15 protein-coding genes are annotated in these 20,698 nt (G+C 58.2%); 7 read left to right on the plus strand and 8 right to left on the minus strand.

The features are described 5' to 3' along the window. The first annotated feature begins 521 nt into the window (after nt 1-521). The 3 genes from J4E42_RS29405 to J4E42_RS04525 all read left to right on the plus strand — a co-directional run bounded on the left by J4E42_RS29405 (nt 522) and on the right by J4E42_RS04525 (nt 2,212). Entirely contained in the window at nt 522-980 is a 459-nt protein-coding gene (locus J4E42_RS29405) for a hypothetical protein (RefSeq protein ID WP_259331661.1), read from the plus strand. Next, complete coding sequence (locus J4E42_RS04520) at nt 981-1,397, plus strand: hypothetical protein (protein ID WP_207284707.1); 417 nt, start codon at nt 981-983, stop codon at nt 1,395-1,397. It begins immediately after the preceding gene. Between the two features lie 497 nt (nt 1,398-1,894). Then, nucleotides 1,895-2,212 (plus strand): hypothetical protein, encoded by a 318-nt coding sequence (locus tag J4E42_RS04525; RefSeq protein WP_008042049.1) that lies wholly within the window; start codon nt 1,895-1,897, stop codon nt 2,210-2,212. Between the two features lie 67 nt (nt 2,213-2,279). Here J4E42_RS04525 and J4E42_RS04530 read toward each other — a convergent pair whose 3' ends face one another. The 3 genes from J4E42_RS04530 to J4E42_RS04540 are packed head-to-tail and all read right to left on the minus strand — an operon-like array spanning nt 2,280 to nt 3,849. Then, complete coding sequence (locus J4E42_RS04530; protein WP_008042050.1) at nt 2,280-2,696, minus strand: hypothetical protein; 417 nt, start codon at nt 2,694-2,696, stop codon at nt 2,280-2,282. After that, a complete protein-coding gene (locus tag J4E42_RS04535; protein ID WP_008042051.1) occupies nt 2,693-3,265 on the minus strand; it encodes a type VI secretion system amidase effector protein Tae4 in 573 nt (190 codons plus the stop codon). Before J4E42_RS04535 ends, J4E42_RS04530 begins: the two co-directional genes overlap by 4 nt. Then, a complete protein-coding gene (locus J4E42_RS04540) occupies nt 3,265-3,849 on the minus strand; it encodes a PAAR domain-containing protein (RefSeq protein ID WP_008042052.1) in 585 nt (194 codons plus the stop codon). The genes J4E42_RS04535 and J4E42_RS04540 overlap by 1 nt, the downstream gene beginning before the upstream one ends. Nucleotides 3,850-4,100: 251 nt before the next feature. Between J4E42_RS04540 and J4E42_RS04545 the strand changes: the two genes are divergently transcribed. Then, nucleotides 4,101-4,937, plus strand: a complete 837-nt coding sequence (locus tag J4E42_RS04545; RefSeq protein ID WP_008025084.1) for a 23S rRNA (adenine(2030)-N(6))-methyltransferase RlmJ — start codon at nt 4,101-4,103, stop codon at nt 4,935-4,937. A gap of 462 nt (nt 4,938-5,399) precedes the next feature. Here J4E42_RS04545 and msrA read toward each other — a convergent pair whose 3' ends face one another. From msrA to aceE, 5 genes are all read right to left on the minus strand, one after another. Next, nucleotides 5,400-6,047 (minus strand): peptide-methionine (S)-S-oxide reductase MsrA, encoded by a 648-nt coding sequence (gene msrA, locus J4E42_RS04550; protein WP_008040336.1) that lies wholly within the window; start codon nt 6,045-6,047, stop codon nt 5,400-5,402. Nucleotides 6,048-6,247: 200 nt separating this feature from the next. Beyond that, the gene (locus tag J4E42_RS04555; RefSeq protein ID WP_207284708.1) at nt 6,248-8,941 is read right to left on the minus strand and encodes a GGDEF and EAL domain-containing protein; all 2,694 of its coding nucleotides are present in this window, start codon (nt 8,939-8,941) and stop codon (nt 6,248-6,250) included. A 789-nt stretch (nt 8,942-9,730) separates the two neighbouring features. Then, the gene (locus J4E42_RS04560) at nt 9,731-11,125 is read right to left on the minus strand and encodes an alkaline phosphatase D family protein (protein ID WP_207284709.1); all 1,395 of its coding nucleotides are present in this window, start codon (nt 11,123-11,125) and stop codon (nt 9,731-9,733) included. Between the two features lie 271 nt (nt 11,126-11,396). Then, nucleotides 11,397-13,349, minus strand: coding sequence for a dihydrolipoyllysine-residue acetyltransferase (gene aceF, locus J4E42_RS04565; protein ID WP_207284710.1), 1,953 nt, complete (start codon nt 13,347-13,349; stop codon nt 11,397-11,399). 11 nt (nt 13,350-13,360) lie between these two features. After that, nucleotides 13,361-16,006, minus strand: coding sequence for a pyruvate dehydrogenase (acetyl-transferring), homodimeric type (aceE, locus tag J4E42_RS04570; protein WP_008027850.1), 2,646 nt, complete (start codon nt 16,004-16,006; stop codon nt 13,361-13,363). 190 nt (nt 16,007-16,196) lie between these two features. Between aceE and J4E42_RS04575 the strand changes: the two genes are divergently transcribed. The 3 genes from J4E42_RS04575 to waaF all read left to right on the plus strand — a co-directional run bounded on the left by J4E42_RS04575 (nt 16,197) and on the right by waaF (nt 20,697). Next, nucleotides 16,197-16,394 carry a hypothetical protein gene (locus J4E42_RS04575; protein ID WP_157214357.1) on the plus strand — a complete coding sequence of 66 codons (198 nt, stop codon included), beginning with the start codon at nt 16,197-16,199 and terminating at the stop codon, nt 16,392-16,394. Then, nucleotides 16,391-19,330: a bifunctional [glutamate--ammonia ligase]-adenylyl-L-tyrosine phosphorylase/[glutamate--ammonia-ligase] adenylyltransferase gene (gene glnE, locus J4E42_RS04580; RefSeq protein WP_207284711.1), complete on the plus strand. Its 2,940-nt coding sequence runs from the start codon at nt 16,391-16,393 to the stop codon at nt 19,328-19,330. The genes J4E42_RS04575 and glnE overlap by 4 nt, the downstream gene beginning before the upstream one ends. Before the next feature lie 332 nt (nt 19,331-19,662). Continuing rightward, nucleotides 19,663-20,697, plus strand: coding sequence for a lipopolysaccharide heptosyltransferase II (waaF, locus tag J4E42_RS04585; protein WP_207284712.1), 1,035 nt, complete (start codon nt 19,663-19,665; stop codon nt 20,695-20,697). Nucleotide 20,698 lies beyond the last annotated feature (1 nt).

The following is a 20,698-nucleotide window of genomic DNA, read 5'->3' on the forward strand; positions in this document are numbered from 1 at the left end:
TTGTTCCGTTTTGGGCGCCAGTCTTGAAGATCAATCAACCTGGTAAGGCCCGCTATCTCTGAGGCAGATAGATTTTATGACCGCTTCGCGCTCAATTCGCGGGCAAGCCTCGCTCCTACAGTATTGGAGTCGTTCCGATTTTAGGATGCGTGCCTCGATTCTGTAGGAGCGAGGCTTGCCCGCGAATGCGGTCTTACAGGCTGCGAAATTTCTGTAGCAGCAAAGGGGACGGACATATTTTTGCTGCTAGCTTCGAAGGTGTTTTTGCTAGTAATAAGAGTAGAAAATAAATCCGTTCACTTTTTGCGCCCGCTGGTCTGGCTTGGTTGGAACATGTTTTCGGTATGCTTTAGCTATAGAGCGGATCCGCTTAGCTGTGCGCGTGGGTTAATGGTCGTTGATAATCTTAGAGGAGGGGATTGTGTTGGATTATTGTTTATATATGTTAAATGGTATTTGAGTTTTCAGCGTTATTGAAGTTTCGTTCGGTAAGATAGATATTTGTTTTGGAGGTGAGGCATTTGAAAAAAATAGTGATTATGTTGATTGGCAAGTTTATGAAAGTTAGTGTTTTTAGTAAATGGAAAGAAAGGATGGCTGTGGTGCGAGGTCCTAGAAATGGTGGGGCGAAAAGTTTGGTCTCCGCTGCTGAGCAGAAAACCATTGCTGGCGAGCTTCATGGTGAAAGCAAGAAATGGAGAGCCGTTCCCAGTTCAAAATTTTTAAGCTATGAAGCGCAGTTAAATGCATACAATGAGGCGATTACAAGGGAGGCCAGAAATATGTCACGTTTTACCGGGGAGGATAGTAAAGGGAACTTGGTAGTGCGAATGGAAGCTGAAAATATAGGGCGTGGATATGAGCCTAATGCTTTAGATCCGGCCAATCCGCGTTACATTCCGAAGATGAATGCATTTGAGATGAAATTCGATTTTGAGACGTTGCAGCCTATAGCGCTTTACCCGATAGAGAAAGTTTAAATGTTGATGCATCCTTTTCTTGATATTCCATATAATCCAAGCTTAGGGCACTTTCTTGGTGGGTTCGATATATATGATCGCGAGGAGAGTCTTGGGGTTGAGTTGTCGGAGTACGATCCTGGCTGTCCTTCAGATAGAGAGTTTTTAATATCTCGGTTTGTAGTGAAGCGCTTCGCTGGATTGAGCTATCGACATAAGTTTGTTTTGTTTTTTATGTTGGGAGAGGCTCTTGATGGAGATTCGAAAGTTTTTGCTGAGGTATTTGAGCATGATCCGATATCGCCTTCATTACTTCCTCCTGGCTGGGATGAAATGAAAGATCCCAAGGCGTTTTTTGAAGATGTTTACGTTAAATTATCCGAAGCTTGGGTCGAAGATTTGTACAAGGCGAGTCAGGAGGACTTTTCAACCTGGTGAAAGGCTATTCCTGTAGCGAGAGGTGCAAAATTTCGCAGTGTTTGTTCCGGCCTTTTCGCGGGCAAGCCTCGCTCCTACAGGATTGGGGTTGTTCCCATTTTTGGCGGTGTGCCTCGATTCTGTAGGAGCGAGGCTTGCCCGCGAAGGCGGTCTTACAGGCTGCGAAATTTCTGGGCAAGGTCGTCGGAAGTTTCCTTCAAGTTGTAGCGGTTTGCATGAACTGGTGGGAAGTGCGTTCCATCGATAGTCTCTGGTGGTCACTGAAAATTCAGTGGCAGGGTGTAGGAACCCTTCAAGACTAGAGAGGACGCTTTGGCGTCGATACCTGTATTTGCGGCCGGCAACGTGCGTCCGTAAGATCAGTTACGGCGGCTCTGCGCGGGCATGCTTCGGCGTGGTCGAGTTCTCTGGTCTCGATATTCCTACCCCGCGTATAGCTGCCACCCAAGCCTGTAGGAAGGCCGATGGTAGCTTCCCTTCTTACCAGAGGTTTAAAAATGACTAATCTTCACCCCGATCCACCCTACGAAAAACCAACTCCTCCACCCAAAAGCCGTTTCATGGCTCTGACCAGTAACTGCGACGACATGCCCACCTTGTTCGTCGATACCCTCGCACCACTCGACGTTTTATACGACGCCGCCAGCTATCGAATCCGCGCTGTCACCCAAGTGCTCGAAAACCTGTCGATGCGTGGTTCTATCGAGTGCCAGTCCTTCATCCTCAGTGACTTTGCCCTGCTCTGCGCCATTCCGTTGCGGGACGGGTGTGATGTGCTGGACGTGTTGGGGCGGCGGTTGAAGGCGCTGTCGTAGCATCGGTAAAGGGGGGATCCTTCCGGCTTAATTGTGGGAAGGATCGTCCGGATGATTTTTTGATGACCTACTTTGGCAGGTACTGATCCTGAGATTTGACGAATGCGTTGAATTCCACGGAGTTGTAAACCTCTAGACAACCATAAAAAACCATTTTTTTATCGGAGTGCTTGCTGACGGATGAGGTCCTTGCGTAGGCATTACGCATGTATTTCTCGGTTTCTGCGTAGGGGTCATGCGTGACCTCGAGGGTGTCCTCGTTTTGAACGATCAGATGCTGACCTTTTCCCATCGACGAGTAGGCGCCAATCGCGAGTCCTATATCCGATTTGATTTCTGACTCGTCCTTGAATTGGCCGGAAATACAGTTGGCCAACCCATAATTTTTAAGCGTTTCTCGAGCCTTATCGATACTGATTTCAGCAGATATGGCTCGCCCTGAAACCAATAGTAGTGCCAGCACAATTAACTGCGAGCGTGTCATCCTTTCAACTCCCAAAAGTTTATTTTTTCCAGCTTTACCCTCGGATTGTCATAGGTGTGGCTGTCTTGCCTATGGTAGTCACTGTCGTCACCGGTCACGCTCCCGTTCCAAAGGGTAGCGTGGCCTGATGCGTCGCTCCATCCGGTGATCTCCATGACAATGACGCCTTTTTTGCCATTTATAAAATTTGAATTACTTTGCGTCAAAATATGGTCGGGTTCGCCCCAGTTATGTCTAAGAAAAGCGAGGAAATCGACCACCTTCATGATGTAGGGGAGTTGGTCCGCTCCACTCAATCGATAGATGGGCTGGTTTTTTATGATCGTGCCTTTGGGGATTTTGTATCCGCCATAGTTAAAGGCTCTGCTTATCCTCAAGGCGCAGGCATTCGCATAAGCATCAGGCTTTTCCACTCTTGCCGCTTCGACTCCGCCGCCGACAAGTCCATAAACCTCCAGTGAGCCTTTATGACCCACTTCTGCATATGCGTTCCATAAAGTGCTGAAACGAGGCCGTTTAACCGAAATGTTGGAAGACACCCCGCCGGAACTGATGACAACTTGAGCCATTATGCTTCCCCTTCCATGTCAATAATTTCGCTTCCAAATGCGTTTGGAATGATGGCTATGCCTTTGGCTCCGACTATCCCGGTCAACGCTTTTTCGGTGGGGCCGCTAATGTTGACGGTAACCGTCTCGCCGGGAAAATAACCCGAGGTTTTTACATGAATATTCAAGTCGGTGTAAAACCGGGAAACTGACTCAACAGGCACCTGCGCATCGCCATAGGACAAGGAAATATCAGTGATGGTCTTGGGACGATTGAGCGCGGCAGTGATGCCTGAAAAATCTGCTTTGTTGTGTTCGGCTCCTCCATATACAGATGACTGAGCGAACATCACCTTGTTGGATTGTGGAGGGCAGCCGCAGGCAACGTAATCACCTTCCAGGGCAACCAATCCGGCCGGTAACGTAATGGTTCTGGGCCCGACCGCGACGATAGGGCCTTTTCCTTTGCTGCAGGCTGGGCAACTTGCCAAGTGTCCAATGGACGAGGTGCTTACGGCGCTATCGATGTTGATACCGACATTCCCTTCCAGTACCGAGCCGCCGGTTGAGGTGGGCGCACCGATACCAATCATTTTCCGTCCCATGTAAATCTCCATTTTAGGGGTATCAGGCCGGTCCGATCTTCGCATTCATGTGTAAGCGCCACGATGGCAGGTCTTCGGCAATATGTGACTTGATGTTGCTCGCCACATGAGCAAGATCAAAAAATCGCAGCCGTCGGCGGTTTCGACGGGGGGACGTGGTTGCGATTGAAGGAGCGAATGCCCGCTCAGCCGCGAAGCCCTGACGTTCGCCTCGGTACAAGGTAAACTTCCCGGCCTTCGCAGGAGCAATCATGAATTATCGTCACGCCTTCCATGCCGGCAATCACGCCGATGTGTTCAAACACCTGACCTTGACCCGCCTCATCGCCCTGATGTCGCGCAAGGAGCAGCCGTTTGCCTATCTCGACACTCACGCCGGCATTGGTCTGTATGACCTGCAAGGCGATCAGGCGAGCCGTACCGGTGAGTACCTGGAAGGCATCGCGCGGTTGTGGGATCAGCCGGATCTGCCGGAACTGACCGCCGATTACATGAAGGTGCTGCACGACATGAACCCGGATGGCCAGTTGCGCTATTACCCGGGGTCGCCGGAGCTGGCGCGCCGTCTGACGCGGCCGCAGGACCGGGTGATGCTCAACGAGAAACACCCCGAAGACGGTGTGTTGCTCAAGGACAACATGGCTGGCGACCGTCGGGTGAAGGTTCACCTCGGCGAAGGCTGGCATGTGCCGCGTGCGATGTTGCCGGTGCAGGAGAAGCGCGCGGTGATGTTGATTGATCCGCCGTTTGAACAGCTCGATGAGATGCAGCGTTGCGCGGCGTCGCTGAAAGAAGCGATTGGCCGGATGCGTCAAACCGTGGCGGCGATCTGGTACCCGGTGAAGGACCAGCGCATGTTGCGTCGTTTCTATCAGGATCTGGCCGGCACGGGCGCGCCGAAGTTATTGCGGGTGGAGTTGCTGGTGCATCCGCTGGATACGCCGAACAGTCTGAACGGTTCCGGGTTGGCGATCGCGAACCCGCCGTGGGGGCTGGAAGAGGAGTTGCGTGAGCTGCTGCCGTGGTTGTCCAAGAAGTTGGGACAAACCCAGGGTGGGTGGCAGATGGATTGGTTGATCGCCGAATAACCACGGCAAACGAAAAACCCTGTAGGAGCCGGCTTGCCGGCGATGATGGCCGAGAGATCTTCGCTGGATTTCCCGCCGTCATCGCCAGCAAGCCGGCTCCTACAATTGGATCTGTGTCAGATCGGATTGGGTGGGTAACGCCAATCAGTTGTGTGCCGAGCTCAATATTGTGTCTGACACGAAACCTGTAGGAGCCGGCTTGCCGGCGATGGCGGCCGAGAGATCTTCGCTGGATTTTCCGCCGTCATCGCCAGCAAGCCGGCTCCTACAATTGGATCTGCGTCGGATCGGATTGGGTGGGTGACGCTGGTCCTGCCAATCAGTCGTGTGTCGAGCGCAATCTCGTGGCTGACATATAACCTGTAGGAGCCGGCTTGCTGGCGATGACGGCCGAGAGATCAACGCTGGATTTCCCGCTGCCATCGCCAGCAAGCCGGCTCCTACATTTTGATCTGCGTTGGGTCAGATCGGGCAGGTGACGCCGGTGCCGCCAATCCCGCAGTAGCCTTCAGGGTTTTTCGCCAGGTATTGCTGGTGATAGGCCTCGGCGAAGTAGAACGTCGGCGCTTCTTCGATTTCGGTGGTGATGGTGCCTTTACCCGCCTTGGTCAGTTCGGCCTGGAACACTTTTTCGCTGTTCTTGGCCGCTTCCAGTTGCGTCGGGTTGGTGGCGTAGACCACCGAGCGGTACTGAGTGCCGATGTCATTGCCCTGGCGCATACCCTGAGTCGGGTTGTGCAGTTCCCAGAACATTTTCAGCAGTTCTTCATAGCTGACTTTCGCCGGCTCGTAGACCACCAGTACCACTTCGCTGTGGCCGGTCAGGCCCGAGCAGACTTCTTCATACGTCGGGTTCGGCGTGAAGCCACCGGCGTAACCCACCGCCGTACTCACCACACCTTCGCGCTGCCAGAACTTGCGCTCAGCACCCCAGAAGCAACCCAGGCCGAAGATCGCAAAGTCCACGTCCATGGCGAACGGGCCCAGCAGCGGGGCGTCGTGGACGAAGTGTTTTTCCGGCACGGTCATCGGGGATTCGCGGCCAGGCAGAGCTTGTTCTTTAGTAGGGAGCACGTTTTTGTTCACCAGAATTTCCGAGCGCAGAACCATGATCAGTCCTCTCAGTCAGGTTGAAATGTAGGTAGTCAGACCGCCAGTTTGCCCAATGCTGCCTGGTTACGCACTATCCAATGTGGGAGCGGGCTTGCTCCGGGCGGCGTTCCGACGAATGCGGTGTGTCAGATGACACTGTTGGTGACTGATGCACCGCTATCGCGAGCAGGCTCGCTCCCACAGGGATTGCGGTGTGGTCAGGCGATTGGGCCGCGTGGGTAGCGCTTGAGCTTTTCGATCAGCTCGGAGCCCGGAATCGGTCGGTCGAACAGGTAGCCCTGGCCGACGTCGCAGCGGTGGCGGCGCAGGAAAGCCAGCTGTTCGGCCGTCTCGATGCCTTCAGCCACGACCTTGAGTTTCAGGTTGTGGGCCATGGCGATCACCGCGGAGGTGATTTCCATGTCGTCCTGGTTGTCCGGGATTTCGTGAATGAAGCTTCGATCAATCTTAATGATGTCGATGGGGAATTTTTTCAAGTAACTCAGCGACGAGTAACCGGTGCCGAAGTCGTCCATGGCCAGGGTCAGGCCCAGGCGCTTGAGCTGGTCGAGCTGCAAGTGGGTGTCTTCGGTGGCTTCCAGCAGCAGGCCTTCGGTCAGTTCCAGCTCCAGCAGGCTTGGAGGCAGCGCTTCTTCCTTGAGGATGTTGGCAATCGACGACACCAGGTCCGGGTCGGAGAACTGCTTGGGCGACAGGTTGATTGCCACTTGCAGATTGCCCAGGCCGGCGGCCGTCAGGTCTTTGCTCATGCGGCAGGCCTGACGGGCGATCCATTTGCCGATCGGGATGATCAACCCGGTTTCTTCGGCGACGCTGATGAACTGGTCCGGGCGGATCATGCCTTTTTCCGGATGGTTCCAGCGCAGCAGCGCTTCCATGCCCAGCAGGCGACCGCTGCGCAGGCACAGTTTCGGCTGGTAAAACACGTCCAGCTCGTTCTGTGTCAGGGCGCGGCGCAGGTTGTTCTCGACGAACAGTTTGTAACTGGCCTCGGCGTTCAGCGCTTCGGTGAACACCTGAACCTGATGCTTGCCGTTGGCCTTGGCCTTGTGCAGCGCGAGCCCAGCGTTACGCATCAGGGTTTGCGGGTCACGGCCGTGCAGCGGCGCGCAGGCCAGGCCCACGGAGCCGGTGACGCTGATCAGCTGGTTGTCGACGAACATCGGTTTGTCGAGGGTCGCCAGCAGTTGGTTGGCGACTTGCTGGCCCATCGCGAGGTCGGTGTTGTCCAGCAGCACGGCGAATTCGTTACTGGCGAAGCGCGCCAGGCTGCCGCTCGGGATCAGGCTGTTGCGCAGGCGTCGGGCCAGGCTGATCAGCAGTTTGTCGCCGGTCTGGTGGCCGAGGCTGTCGTTGATTCGCTTGAAGTTGTCGATGTCCACCAGCAGCAGACTGATCGGGGTATCGCTGTCTCGGGCGAAGCGCTCATCGAGATTACGGATGAACGCCGGGCGGTTACCGAGGTTGGTCAGGTTGTCGGTGTAGGCCAGGCGCTCGATGCGCTGTTGTGCGAGTTTGGTCTGGGTGATGTCTTCGTAGATGCCGATGTAATGCGTCAGCTCGCGGTTGTCGCCGTACACCTTGGAAATCGACAACTGGCCCCAGTAGGGTTCGAGGTTTTTGCGGCGGCTCTTGAATTCACCCTGCCAACTGTTGCTCTTGGCCAGCGCCGAGGGCGCGTCGAACAGCAGTTCGCTGAGGTTTTCCAGGGCCGGCAGTTCCGACAGCCGCTGGCCGTGGACTTCTTCGGTGGAGTACTGGGTGATCGCGGTGAAACTCGGGTTGACGTATTCCACCACGCCGTCGCAATTGACCAGCAAAAAGGCGTTGGCACTTTGCTCGACCGCACGCTGGAAAAGGTGCAGGGCGCTGGTGGCGGTGCGACGGTTGTGGTTGTTGATGACCTGGGCGAACTGGTCGGCCAGCTCGCCGGCGAAGGCGATTTCGTCGGACTGCCAGGCGCGGGTCGCACCGGTCTGCTCCAGACAGAGCACGCCGACCACTTGGCCATCGACACGAATGCTGGCGTCGAGCATCGCGTTCACATCGCGCGGGCGCAGGCTTTCGGCCATTTCCCGGGTGCGCGGATCGCGAATCGCATTGTGGGCATCGATTGCACGGCTGCCGTGCAGCGCGTCCATGTAATCGGGGAAGCCGCTGATGTCGATCGGCTCCGGTAGAGCGTATTCCTGGGTGGCGCGGTGATACGCCGAGATCGGCACCAACATCGAACCGTCGAGGTTCCACAGGCTGGCGCAGTCGATTTCGTAGATGTCACAGGCGCTGCGGGTGATCAGCTCGGCGGCTTCTTGCAGGGAGTTGCCGGTGCTGTAGCGCTGGCGGGTCAGCAGCAGGATCAAGTCTTGCTGGGCGCGCACGCGGTCCAGGTGCAGGAGCTGCTCCTGTTGGGCGCGCTGATTGAGTTCCAGGGCGATCTGCAAGCGCGAGTTCTGGGTTTCGAGGTCCAGCGCCGGCAGCAGCGGATCGCCTTGGAACATGCCATCGACCACCAGCAGGTAGCCGCGCAGCAGGTGTCGATTGTGTTGTTTGTAGGCTTCGCCCAGTTCCAGCAGGCTCAGGGTGCCTGCGGCGGTGTGCAAGGTGTAGCGGATCAGGTAATGCGGGCTATCGGTGAGTTGTTGCTGGACCGCGTCATGCAGCTGATAGCGCGCTTCGGGCTCCATCAGGCTGGCATAGGGCGAACCGACCAGCGCACAGAGTTCCACCGCGGGCAGGCCGAACTGTCGCTCGCAATTGGGATCGAGAAACAGCAGCGCCCAGCTGGGTTCATTCAGCCGTTCGAAACGCAGCATGCCGAGCCGCGAGGGCACCGGCAACTGCGTCACTACCTCGGCCACCATACGGCTGGCGGCATCGGGTTGGCTTTTCATGGAGGGTAACTCGCTTCGAATGTGCTGATCGCGCTGGGCTCTCGCCCTCTTTACTGTTGCCTGCGGCAAGGTTGCATCATTGCGACACCGACTGACAAGAGACATGAAGGCCAAGTGCTATAAGAATATGTCGGCCGGCGTGAACATTTCTTCAGTAATGGCTGAAAACTAACGTATTTCGCTGGAAAAAGCGTTGGGGCTGATCGCCAGCAAGCTGGCTCCTACAGGGGGAGGTGGGGTAATTCTCGATCTGCGGGGCGACACCGGACCTGTAGGAGCCTGGCTTGCCAGCGATGGCGGCCTGAAGGGCGGCGCAGAGTTTGAGGCCGCTATCGCCAGCAAGCCGGCTCCTACAGGGGAGGTGGGGTAATTCTCGATCTGCGGGGCGACACCGGACCTGTAGGAGCCTGGCTTGCCAGCGAAGGCGGCCTGAAGGGCGGAGCAGAGTTTGAGACCGCTATCGCCAGCAAGCTGGCTCCTACAGGGGAGGTGGGGTAATTCTCGATCTGCGGGGCGACACCGGACCTGTAGGAGCCTGGCTTGCCAGCGATGGCGGCCTGAAGGGCGGCGCAAAATTCGGGGCCGCTATCGCCAGCAAGCTGGCTCCTACAGAGGTTTGCGTGATTTCTCGATCTGCGGGGCGACACCGAACCTGTAGGGGCTTGGCTTGCCAGCGATGGCGGCCTGAAGGGCGGCGCAGAGTTTGAGGTCGCTATCGCCAGCAAGCCGGCTCCTACAGGGGGTCGCGTAATTTCTGTAGGAGCCGGCTTGCTGGCGATGTTTTTGGCATCACCGCAACGTAATGCTCGTCGACTGTAAAAGTTTGCCATCGCGGTCGTGATAACTGATGCGGATCTGTTCTGGCTCAACGATCAGGTGCGCGAAATTGTCCTGGCTGATGACCTGGCTGGTCAGTTCATGCCGATAATCTCCGGCGGCTGTTCGGGCTAGTGGCTGATCAAGGATGAAGGTGGAGGCTTTGGCGTAGGGCAGCAATTTGCTGTTGCACAGCGGCGAGGAGACGATGGTGTGCACCTCGAAGTCCGGGTCTTCGCTGTGGGTCAATCGACTGGTCAGGGAGCCGTGCACATCACCGGACACGAAGAACACATTCTTGATGCGGCGTGTACGAATGGTCTCCAGCAGCCGTAGTCGTTGCTCCGGAAAGGCTTTCCAGGCGTCATCGCCCAGGCGTTTGCGGTCGGGGTAGAACATCACGCTAGTGACCACGAATTTGACCCGGGCCGGGCTGTGGATCAGCCATTCGCACAGGGCCTGCTCCTGCTCTTCGTCGAAAATGCGCCGGTCGCCGGCCGACAGGTTGCGTCGGGTCCGGCTGTCAGTGACAAACCATTCGATATCCCCGTTGGTGAATTGATACCAATAGCGTTTCAGGGGGAGACGGATGTTTCCATCCTCAAGCAACTCATGGGCCGGGCTATGGCTGGCTTGATACAACTCATAGGCGGCGATGGCATTGTTATAGAGAAGGTCATCGTTTTTGTTTTTATTGGCGGGCCAGTTGTCTTCGATTTCATGGTCGTCGAGGATCATGTAAGTCGGCGTGCCGGACATTAACTTTGAAATGTGCGGCTGGGAAAAAGCCATGCGGTACTTGCTGAGTATTTCGTTGTATTCCCGATCAGGGGCGATGATGTTCAAGTCGTCGATATAGACTTGGTCGCCAGTCATCAACAGGGCGCTGATGGGCGTTTCGGCGCGCTGCGCCAGGTTGGTGATGGAGGCAAAGATCCGGTCGCCCAGATGCGGGAACGAAGGTGCACCGACCGTCATCCGCAGGTAACGGCATGACCCGACGATGTAAGCCCGTGGCGCTGCGGGATTGCCGGACTGGGTGCTGAAACGGTAGACATGCCTGGGCCATTGCAGCGGCAGTTCCTGAATCGTCTCCACGGTGTGCACGGGGCTCATGGGGCTGAACCAGCCAGCCTGGTATTCGTACTCGGTATCGGTGGCGAGATCGTTGAGGGCAAAGACGTCGCACATGTCTCGCGCGCTTGTCAGTTGTTTGAATATTGCTTTGGACCACGGTGTATCACCGCTGCGTCGATAACGAATTCCACCAAACGCCAAAGTGTCTTTTTGTAAGTCGCCACGTAAAAAAATACGGGCATGTTGAGTTGTAGTGTGGCCAATAATCGGGCCGACTGTAGGTTTAAACATATTCGAATCCATTCGAAGGGGTGTTAACTAAATAAGTAAGCCGACTAAACCTTTAGTTAGTCATTTGTATAGCCAAGCCTAGTGGGAGACCGGCAAAAAATATCGTGCCGAAGTGGATTCGAGTTGTGGGCTAACTCAACCACGAACGTAGGAAAGTGACTTTCTTCAAGTCAAAAAAAGCCCCGCCAAATTGGCGGGGTTGAGGTACGAGCGTGGCGCTCGGAAAACGTGAAACGCGAACGGCCCTCCGGTGAAGGAGGGCTGGCCGGTGTTACAGCAAGATGGTGCGGATGTCCGCCAGCAGGCTGCTCAGACGCTGGGTGAAGCGTGCAGCAGCGGCGCCGTTGATCACACGGTGATCGTAGGACAGCGACAGCGGCAGCATCAGTTTCGGCTGGAAGGCTTTGCCGTCCCAGACTGGCTGGATGGTTGCCTTGGAAACACCGAGGATCGCCACTTCCGGCGCGTTGACGATCGGCGTGAAGCCGGTGCCGCCAATGTGGCCGAGGCTGGAAATGGTGAAGCAGGCGCCTTGCATGTCGTCAGCGGTGAGCTTCTTGTCGCGGGCTTTGGCAGCCAGCGCAGCGGCTTCGGCTGCCAGTTGCAACAGGCTCTTCTGGTCGACGTTCTTGATGACCGGAACCAGCAGGCCTTCAGGGGTGTCGACGGCGAAGCCGATGTTTACGTACTTCTTGCGGATGATCGCCTTGCCGCTTGGTGCCAGCGAACTGTTGAAGTCCGGCAGTTCCTTGAGCATGTGCGCGCAGGATTTGAGCAGCAGCGGCAGGATGGTCAGCTTGACGCCGGCCTTCTCTGCAACGGCTTTCTGAGCGATACGGAACGCTTCCAGCTCGGTGATATCAGCCGAATCGAACTGAGTCACGTGCGGGATGTTCAACCAGCTGCGGTGCAGGCTCGACGCGCCGATTTGCATCAGGCGAGTCATCGGCACTTCTTCGGTTTCACCGAAGCGGCTGAAGTCCACGACCGGAATCGGCGGGATGCCCGCGCCACCGGTTGCGCCGGCAGCAGCGGCCGGTGCTTCCTTGGCCTTCTGCATCATGGCTTTGACGTAAACCTGCACGTCTTCTTTCAGCACTCGACCGTGCGGGCCGCTTGGGCTGACCGCGCTCAGCTCGACGCCGAATTCGCGGGCCAGTTGGCGTACCGCAGGGCCTGCGTGAACCTTGGCGCCCGATTTGGCCGGGGCCGCCGCAGGTGCTGGAGCAGCAGGAGCAGCGGCGGCTGGCGCAGGAGCGCTCGGTGCCGCAGCGGCTGGAGCCGACGCCGCAGCCGGGGCAGCAGCAGGCGCAGCGCCTTTGACTTTCAGCTTCAGGATCAGGTCGCCGGTACCGACTTCGTCATCCAGCTTGATGGAAATGCTTTCCACCACGCCAGCGGCAGGCGATGGGATTTCCATGCTCGCCTTGTCGGATTCCAGGGTGATCAGCGACTGGTCGGCGGCGACGGTGTCACCGGCCTTGACCAGTACTTCGATGATCTTGGCCTTGCCCGCCGAACCGATGTCCGGGACGTGAATGTCCTGAACGCTGTCGGCAACCGGTGCGGCCGGGGCGGCAGCGGCTGGCGCAGGTGCAGCGGCAGGAGCAGCCGCCTGAGCTGGCGCGGCCGCAGCCGGTGCCGCAGCACCTGCCACTTCCAGGTCCAGAATCAGGTCGCCGGTGCCGACTTCGTCGTTGAGCTTGACGCTGATGGCTTTGATCACGCCAGCGGCAGGCGATGGAATTTCCATGCTCGCCTTGTCGGATTCCAGGGTGATCAGCGACTGATCAGCCTCGACGGTGTCGCCGACCTTGACCTGGATCTCGATGATCTGGGCCTTGCCTGCCGAACCGATGTCCGGCACGTGCACTTGCTGAACCGAAGCGGCAGCTGGCGCAGCAGCAGGAGCGGCCGGCGCTGGAGCAGCGGCCGGTTTCTCTGCGGCTTTGGCAGCAGGCGCGGCAGCAGCAGGAGCCGCAGCAGCGGCACCTTCGACTTCCAGCTCCAGCAGTTCGTCGCCTTCTTTCAGGCGGTCGCCCAGCTTCACTTTCAGGCTCTTGATGATACCGGCCTTCGGCGCAGGCACTTCCATGCTCGCCTTGTCCGACTCAAGTGTCAGGATGCTCTGGTCGGCTTCGATACGGTCGCCGACCTTCACAAACAGTTCAATTACTTCACCTTCACCGCTGCCGATGTCAGGTACGCGAATGAGTTCGCTCACAGAATCTCTCCTCAGCAGTCCAGTGGGTTGCGTTTTTCCGGGTTGATACCGAACTTGGCGATGGCTTCAGCCACCACTTTAGGTTCGATGTCACCACGGTCAGCCAATGCTTCCAGGGCTGCCAACACCACGAAATGACGATCGACTTCGAAGAAGTGACGCAGCTTTTTGCGGCTGTCACTGCGGCCGAAACCGTCGGTGCCCAGGACTTTGAATTCCTTGGACGGGACCCACTGACGAATTTGCTCAGCGAACAGCTTCATGTAGTCGGTAGACGCGATGACCGGACCTTGACGGCCGTTCAGGCACTCTTCGACGTAGCTCAGTTTAGGCTTCTGGCCAGGGTGCAGACGGTTGGTGCGCTCGACGGCCAGGCCATCGCGACGCAGTTCGTTGAAGCTGGTGACGCTCCACACGTCGGCGCCAACGTTGAACTGCTCACGCAGGATCTTCGCCGCTTCACGGACTTCACGCAGGATGGTGCCGGAGCCCATCAGCTGAACGTGGTGCGCCGCTTCGCGGGTGTCTTCTTCGAGCAGGTACATGCCCTTGATGATGCCTTCCTCGACACCGGCCGGCATGGCTGGCTGCTGGTAGGACTCGTTCATCACGGTGATGTAGTAGAAAACGTCCTGCTGCTCTTCGGTCATCTTCTTCATGCCGTCCTGAATGATCACCGCCAGCTCGTAGCCGTAGGTTGGATCATAGGTGCGGCAGTTCGGGATGGTGGCAGCCAGGATGTGGCTGTGACCGTCTTCGTGTTGCAGGCCTTCGCCGTTCAGCGTGGTCCGGCCGGCGGTGCCGCCGATCAGGAAGCCACGGGTACGGCTGTCGCCGGCAGCCCAGGCCAGGTCGCCGATACGCTGGAAGCCGAACATCGAGTAGAAGATGTAGAACGGCAGCATTGGCTGGTTGTGGCTGGAGTACGAAGTACCGGCAGCGATGAAGGAGCTCATGGCGCCCGCTTCGTTGATGCCTTCTTCGAGGATCTGGCCCTTTTTGTCTTCCTTGTAGAACATCACCTGGTCTTTATCGACTGGCTCGTAGAGCTGGCCGACGGACGAGTAGATGCCCAACTGACGGAACATGCCTTCCATACCGAAGGTACGGGCTTCGTCCGGGATGATCGGAACGATGCGCGGGCCGATTTCCTTGTCCTTGACCAGCTGCGCGAGGATCCGCACGAAGGCCATGGTGGTGGAAATTTCACGGTCGCCCGAGCCGTCGAGGATCGCCTTGAGCGTATCCAGCGATGGCGTCGGTACGCTGAAGCTCTGCGCGCGGCGCTGTGGCACGAAGCCGCCCAGTGCAGTACGGCGCTCGCTCAGGTAGCGGGCTTCGGCGCTGTTTGGCTCTGGCTTGAAGAACGGCAGGTTTTCCAGCTCGTCGTCTTTGACCGGGATGTCGAAACGATCACGGAACAACTTCAGGCTGTCGACGTCGACTTTCTTGGTGTTGTGCGCAGTGTTTTTCGCTTCGCCGGCACCGGTGCCATAACCTTTGATGGTCTTGGCCAGGATGACGGTCGGTTGTTCTTTGTGGTTGACCGCTTCGTGGTACGCCGCGTAGACCTTGTACGGGTCGTGGCCGCCACGGTTGAGTTTCCAGATCTCGTCGTCGGACAGGTCTGCAACCATCGCCTTGAGTTCTGGCGTGTTGAAGAAGTGTTCACGCACGAACGCGCCGTCTTTGGCTTTGTAGTTCTGGTACTCGCCGTCGATGACTTCGTCCATGCGACGTTGCAGGATGCCGTCGACGTCTTTGGCCAGCAGTGGGTCCCAGAAACGGCCCCAGATGACTTTGGTCACGTTCCACTGAGCACCGCGGAACACGCCTTCGAGTTCCTGGATGATCTTGCCGTTGCCGCGAACCGGGCCGTCGAGGCGCTGCAGGTTGCAGTTGATGACGAAGATCAGGTTGTCGAGCTTCTCGCGGCCAGCCAGCGAGATCGCGCCCAGGGATTCCGGCTCGTCGCACTCGCCGTCGCCCAGGAAGCACCAGACTTTCTGCTTGCCTTCCGGAATGAAGCCACGGGCTTCCAGGTACTTCATGAAGCGCGCCTGGTAGATCGCCTGGATCGGGCCCAGACCCATGGATACAGTCGGGAACTGCCAGAAATCAGGCATCAGCCAAGGGTGCGGGTAGGACGACAGGCCCTGACCGTCCACTTCCTGGCGGAAGTTGTTCATCTGGTCTTCGGTGATGCGGCCTTCCATGAACGCACGGGCGTAAACGCCTGGCGAGGTGTGGCCCTGGAAGTAGATCAGGTCGCCGCCGTGTTCGTCGGTCGGGGCCTGGAAGAAATAGTTGAAGCCGATGTCGTACAGGGTTGCGCTGGAAGCGAAGCTGGAGATGTGACCGCCCAGGTCAGAATCTTTCAGGTTCGTGCGCATCACCATGGCCATCGCGTTCCAGCGTACCAGCGAGCGAATGCGGCGTTCCATGAACAGGTCGCCAGGCATGCGTGCTTCGTGGGTAACGGGAATGGTGTTGCGGTATGGCGTGGTGATGGCGTAAGGCAATTGCGAACCGCTGCGGGTTGCGAGTTCGCCCATACGGGTCATCAGATAGTGAGCACGGTCTTCGCCTTCTTTGTCGAGAACCGATTCCAGGGCGTCCAGCCATTCCTGGGTTTCGACGGGATCGAGGTCTTGCATGGCTTGCTCCAGGGCGGAAAGGCTTCCAGAATCGGTTGCCTGAGTTTGCGACTGGCCTTGTGGGCAGACGATATAAATTCTTGGATTGCCGAGAGGTAGGATTCGGCGGCGTGTAGTTTTACTACAAATCATCGGGCATTTCAGCTATTCGAATGTATATACGAGTAGTAAAACTACAGATGAGCGGCTTGTGGCCTCCGGCTACGTTGTGAGAATAATCGTTAAGGTTGGTCTTTTGCCAACCGAAAAAGGTGAAAGCTTGATGCTGCCTGCCAAAAATAAAGAAATTTCAGCTATTTCTAACCTTTGTTCGACAGTCGATCAGGTAGTGCAATTTGAAAATTCACTACATGCAGCCTCCTACACGCCGATCAAGGATAGACCATGAGCCTCCCTACGCTTGCTGAACTGCCCGGCATTCTCCTGCCGTTTGTCACCCGCGCCGAGCAGTCGTTCCGTGCGGCCGTCGATGCTCTTGATGATGATCATGGCCTGTCCGCCTGGACGCCTGAGCGCTGGGCGCAATTCGCCCGCGTCACCGCCGCCAGCGACTTCGTGATTGAACAGAGCGCACGTGACCCTTTGATGTTGCTGGCGCTGGTGCAGTCCGGTGAGCTGGACCGTGGCTATGCTCCCGGCGAACTGTGCGCGCAGATTGCGGCAGCGGTGAACGCGGCTGAAACCGAAGACGAGCTCGGTCGCGCCCTGCGTCGCCAGCGCACCCGCCATCAAGTGCGGATCATCTGGCGCGACCTGACCCGTCAGGCCGATCTGGTCCAGACCTGCCGCGACCTCTCGGACATGGCCGATGCGAGCATCGATCAGGCCTATCAGTGGTTGTACTCGCGGCATTGCCAGCAGTTTGGCGTGCCCACCGGCCGGCGCAGCGGCGAGCCGCAGCAAATGGTCATTCTCGGCATGGGCAAACTCGGCGCGGTCGAGTTGAACCTGTCGTCGGACATCGACCTGATCTTCGCCTACCCCGAGGGCGGCGAAACCGTCGGCGTGAAACGCTCGCTGGATAATCAGGAGTTCTTCATCCGCCTCGGTCAGCGCGTGATCAAGGCGCTGGACCCGATGACCGTTGACGGCTTCGTGTTCCGCGTCGACATGCGCCTGCGCCCTTACGGTTCGTCGGGTGCGCTGGTGTTGAGCTTCAACGCGCTGGAGCAGTATTACCAGGATCAGGGCCGTGACTGGGAGCGCTACGCGATGATCAAGTCGCGGGTGGTGGCCGGCGACCAAGTGGCCGGCGCACAGCTGCAAGACATGCTGCGCCCGTTCGTTTACCGGCGTTACCTGGACTTCTCCGCCATCGAAGCGCTGCGCACGATGAAGCAGCTGATTCAGCAGGAAGTCCGGCGCAAGGGCATGGCCGACAATATCAAGCTCGGCTCCGGCGGCATCCGCGAAGTCGAGTTTATCGCCCAGGCGTTCCAGCTGATCCACGGTGGTCGCGACCTGAGCCTGCAACAACGTCCTCTATTAAAAGTACTGAGCACGCTGGAAGGTCAGGGTTACCTGCCGCCGGCGGTGGTCAGCGAGCTGCGCGAAGGCTACGAATTCCTGCGTTACACCGAGCACGCGATCCAGGCGATTGCCGACCGCCAGACGCAGATGTTGCCGGACGGGGCGCAGGATCAGGCGCGCATTGCCTTTATGTTGGGCTTCGCCGATTGGGACGCCTTTCATGAGCAGCTGATGTATTGGCGCGGTCGCGTGGCCTGGCACTTTGGCCAGGTGATCGCCGACCCTGATGAAGAGGAAGGCACCGAAAGCGAAGTGGTGGTCGGCGGTGAATGGCTGCCATTGTGGGAGGAGGCGCAGGACGAAGAGGCCGCTTGTCGCCAATTGGAGGAGGGCGGTTTCGCCGATGCCACCAAAGCGCTGAAAGCCTTGGCCAGCCTGCGCAGCAGCCCGCAATTGCGCGCGATGCAGCGTCTGGGCCGCGAACGCCTTGATGCGTTCATTCCACGGTTGCTGGCCCAGGCGGTCGAGCACGCCAACCCGGATCTGGTGCTGGAGCGCGTGCTGCCACTGGTCGAAGCAGTGGCCCGACGCTCCGCGTACCTGGTGCTGCTGACTGAAAACCCCGGCGCGCTGCGACGTTTGCTGACCTTATGCGCCGCGAGCCCGTGGATCGCTGAACAGATCACGCGCTTCCCGCTGCTGCTCGACGAATTGCTTAACGAAGGCCGGTTGTTCAAGCCGCCCTTGGCGCCGGAACTGGCCGCCGAGTTGCGCGAGCGCCTGACACGAATCCCCGAGGATGACCTCGAACAACAAATGGAAGCCCTGCGCCATTTCAAACTGGCGCACCGTTTGCGCGTCGCTGCGTCGGAAATCGCCGGCAGCCTGCCGCTGATGAAAGTCAGCGATTACCTGACCTGGCTTGCTGAAGCGATCCTCGAACAAGTGCTGGCCCTGGCCTGGCGCCAGACCGTGGCCAAATACGGCACGCCGCAGCGCACCGATGGCACCTTGTGCGATCCCGGCTTCATCATTGTCGGTTACGGGAAAGTCGGCGGGCTGGAACTCGGGCATGGTTCGGACCTGGACCTGGTGTTCATTCATGATGGCGATCCGCAGGCAGAAACCGACGGGCCGAAACCGATCGACGGCGCGCAATTTTTCACCCGGCTGGGGCAGCGGATCATTCACTTGCTCACCGCCCAGACCAACTCCGGTCAGCTGTATGAGGTGGACATGCGCCTGCGACCATCCGGTGCTTCGGGCCTGCTGGTGAGTTCGCTCGGGGCGTTTGCCCGTTATCAGGAAAACGAAGCCTGGACCTGGGAACATCAGGCGCTGGTACGGGCGCGGGTGCTGGTGGGCAGTCAGGATGTCGGCCAGGCGTTCGAGAAGGTTCGCGCGGCGATATTGGGCAAAGTTCGGGATTTGCCGACCTTGCGTCAGGAGGTCAGCGAGATGCGCGCGAAGATGCGCGATAACCTTGGCAGCAAGAGCACCGCGGCCGGCACCGGGGCGAATGCCTTCGAAGCCACGGCGCCGTTCGATCTCAAGCAGGACGCGGGAGGTATCGTCGATATTGAATTTATGGTGCAATACGCGGCTCTGGCGTGGTCCGAAACACACCCGCCATTGCTGCGCTGGACCGACAATATCCGCATTCTGGAAGAGCTGGAACACGAAGGGCTGATGCCCGCCGAAGACGCCAGCCTGTTGCGAGAGGCCTATAAAGCCTACCGCTCCGCCGCGCACCGGCAGGCCTTGCAGAAGGACGCCGGGGTGATACCGGGCGACCAGTTCGCGGACGAACGGCGGCAGGTATTACGGATCTGGCGCGAGCTGGGATTGAGCTGAATCTCGCCAGTTGGAGCGACGAAATTCAAATGTGGGAGCGAGCCTGCTCGCGATGAGGCCGTAACATGTAGCATTTATGTTGACTGTCACGCCGCCATCGCGAGCAGGCTCACTCCCACAGTAGATCTGCAGTGTTTTGTAGATTTAGGTAGCTAAGCTGCACCGCACTGGATGTGCACCAATACCCATGTAGGAGCGGGCTTGCCCGCGATAGCGGAGTGACAGTCGACAGTCATGTTGGATGTGATGATCCCATCGCGAGCAAACAGGCTCCCACAGTGATTCTCGAGGCGGGGAGGCGTATGCCTCCCCGGTTCGTTTTTGGAAACCACATGAAAATTCTGATCGTTGGGCCCAGTTGGGTCGGTGACATGGTGATGGCGCAGACACTGTTTCAGTGTCTCAAGCAACGCCACCCGCAATGCGAAATCGACGTGCTGGCCCCCGAGTGGAGCCGGCCGATTCTTGAGCGCATGCCCGAAGTTCGCCAGGCCTTGAGCTTTCCGCTCGGCCACGGCGCGCTGGAGCTGGCGACGCGTCGGCGCATCGGCAAATCCCTGGCCGGTCAGTACGACCAGGCGATCCTGCTGCCCAATTCCCTGAAGTCGGCGCTGGTGCCGTTCTTCGCCGGCATCCCGAAACGCACCGGCTGGCGTGGCGAGTTCCGCTACGGCTTGCTCAATGACGTGCGCACGCTGGACAAAGAACGTTACCCGCTGATGATCGAGCGCTTCATGGCGCTGGCGTACGAGCCCGGCCTTGAACTGCCGAAACCGTATCCGCGCCCGACCTTGCAGATCGATCCGGTCACCCGTGAAGCGGCGCTGGCCAAATTCGGCCTGAGCCTCGACCGTCCGGTGTTGGCGCTGTGCCCTGGTGCCGAGTTTGGCGAGTCCAAGCGCTGGCCGTCCGAGCATTACGCCCAGGTCGCCGAAGCGAAGATTCGCGAAGGCTGGCAAGTCTGGCTGTTCGGTTCGAAAAATGATCACGCCGTGGGCGAAGACATTCGCGCGCGGCTGATTCCCGGCCTGCGTGAAGAGTCGGTGAACCTCAGCGGCGGCACGTCCCTGGCCGAGGCCATCGACCTGATGTCCTGCGCCGATTCGGTGGTGTCCAACGATTCCGGCCTGATGCACGTCGCCGCGGCCCTCAATCGCCCGTTGGTGGCGGTGTATGGTTCGACGTCGCCGGGCTTCACGCCGCCGCTGGCCGAACATGTCGAGATCGTGCGCCTGGGAATCGAATGCAGCCCGTGCTTTGATCGCACGTGCCGTTTTGGTCATTACAACTGCCTGCGCCAGCTGATGCCGCAAGCGGTGAACGAAGCCTTGCAGCGGTTGCAGGGCACTGTGGTCGAGGTCAAATAGT

Origin of the sequence: Pseudomonas sp. FW300-N2A2, from assembly GCF_017351735.1 — a bacterium.
Classification (GTDB): domain Bacteria; phylum Pseudomonadota; class Gammaproteobacteria; order Pseudomonadales; family Pseudomonadaceae; genus Aquipseudomonas; species Aquipseudomonas migulae.

What these genes read in the sequence shown, in the direction of transcription:
- J4E42_RS04520 (WP_207284707.1), top strand. Translation starts at nt 981, where the DNA reads ATGTTGATGCATCCTTTTCTTGATATTCCATATAATCCAAGCTTAGGG.
- J4E42_RS04525 (WP_008042049.1), top strand. Translation starts at nt 1,895, where the DNA reads ATGACTAATCTTCACCCCGATCCACCCTACGAAAAACCAACTCCTCCA.
- J4E42_RS04530 (WP_008042050.1), bottom strand. Translation starts at nt 2,696, where the DNA reads ATGACACGCTCGCAGTTAATTGTGCTGGCACTACTATTGGTTTCAGGG.
- J4E42_RS04535 (WP_008042051.1), bottom strand. Translation starts at nt 3,265, where the DNA reads ATGGCTCAAGTTGTCATCAGTTCCGGCGGGGTGTCTTCCAACATTTCG.
- J4E42_RS04540 (WP_008042052.1), bottom strand. Translation starts at nt 3,849, where the DNA reads ATGGGACGGAAAATGATTGGTATCGGTGCGCCCACCTCAACCGGCGGC.
- J4E42_RS04545 (WP_008025084.1), top strand. Translation starts at nt 4,101, where the DNA reads ATGAATTATCGTCACGCCTTCCATGCCGGCAATCACGCCGATGTGTTC.
- msrA (WP_008040336.1), bottom strand. Translation starts at nt 6,047, where the DNA reads ATGGTTCTGCGCTCGGAAATTCTGGTGAACAAAAACGTGCTCCCTACT.
- J4E42_RS04555 (WP_207284708.1), bottom strand. Translation starts at nt 8,941, where the DNA reads ATGAAAAGCCAACCCGATGCCGCCAGCCGTATGGTGGCCGAGGTAGTG.
- J4E42_RS04560 (WP_207284709.1), bottom strand. Translation starts at nt 11,125, where the DNA reads ATGTTTAAACCTACAGTCGGCCCGATTATTGGCCACACTACAACTCAA.
- aceE (WP_008027850.1), bottom strand. Translation starts at nt 16,006, where the DNA reads ATGCAAGACCTCGATCCCGTCGAAACCCAGGAATGGCTGGACGCCCTG.
- glnE (WP_207284711.1), top strand. Translation starts at nt 16,391, where the DNA reads ATGAGCCTCCCTACGCTTGCTGAACTGCCCGGCATTCTCCTGCCGTTT.
- waaF (WP_207284712.1), top strand. Translation starts at nt 19,663, where the DNA reads ATGAAAATTCTGATCGTTGGGCCCAGTTGGGTCGGTGACATGGTGATG.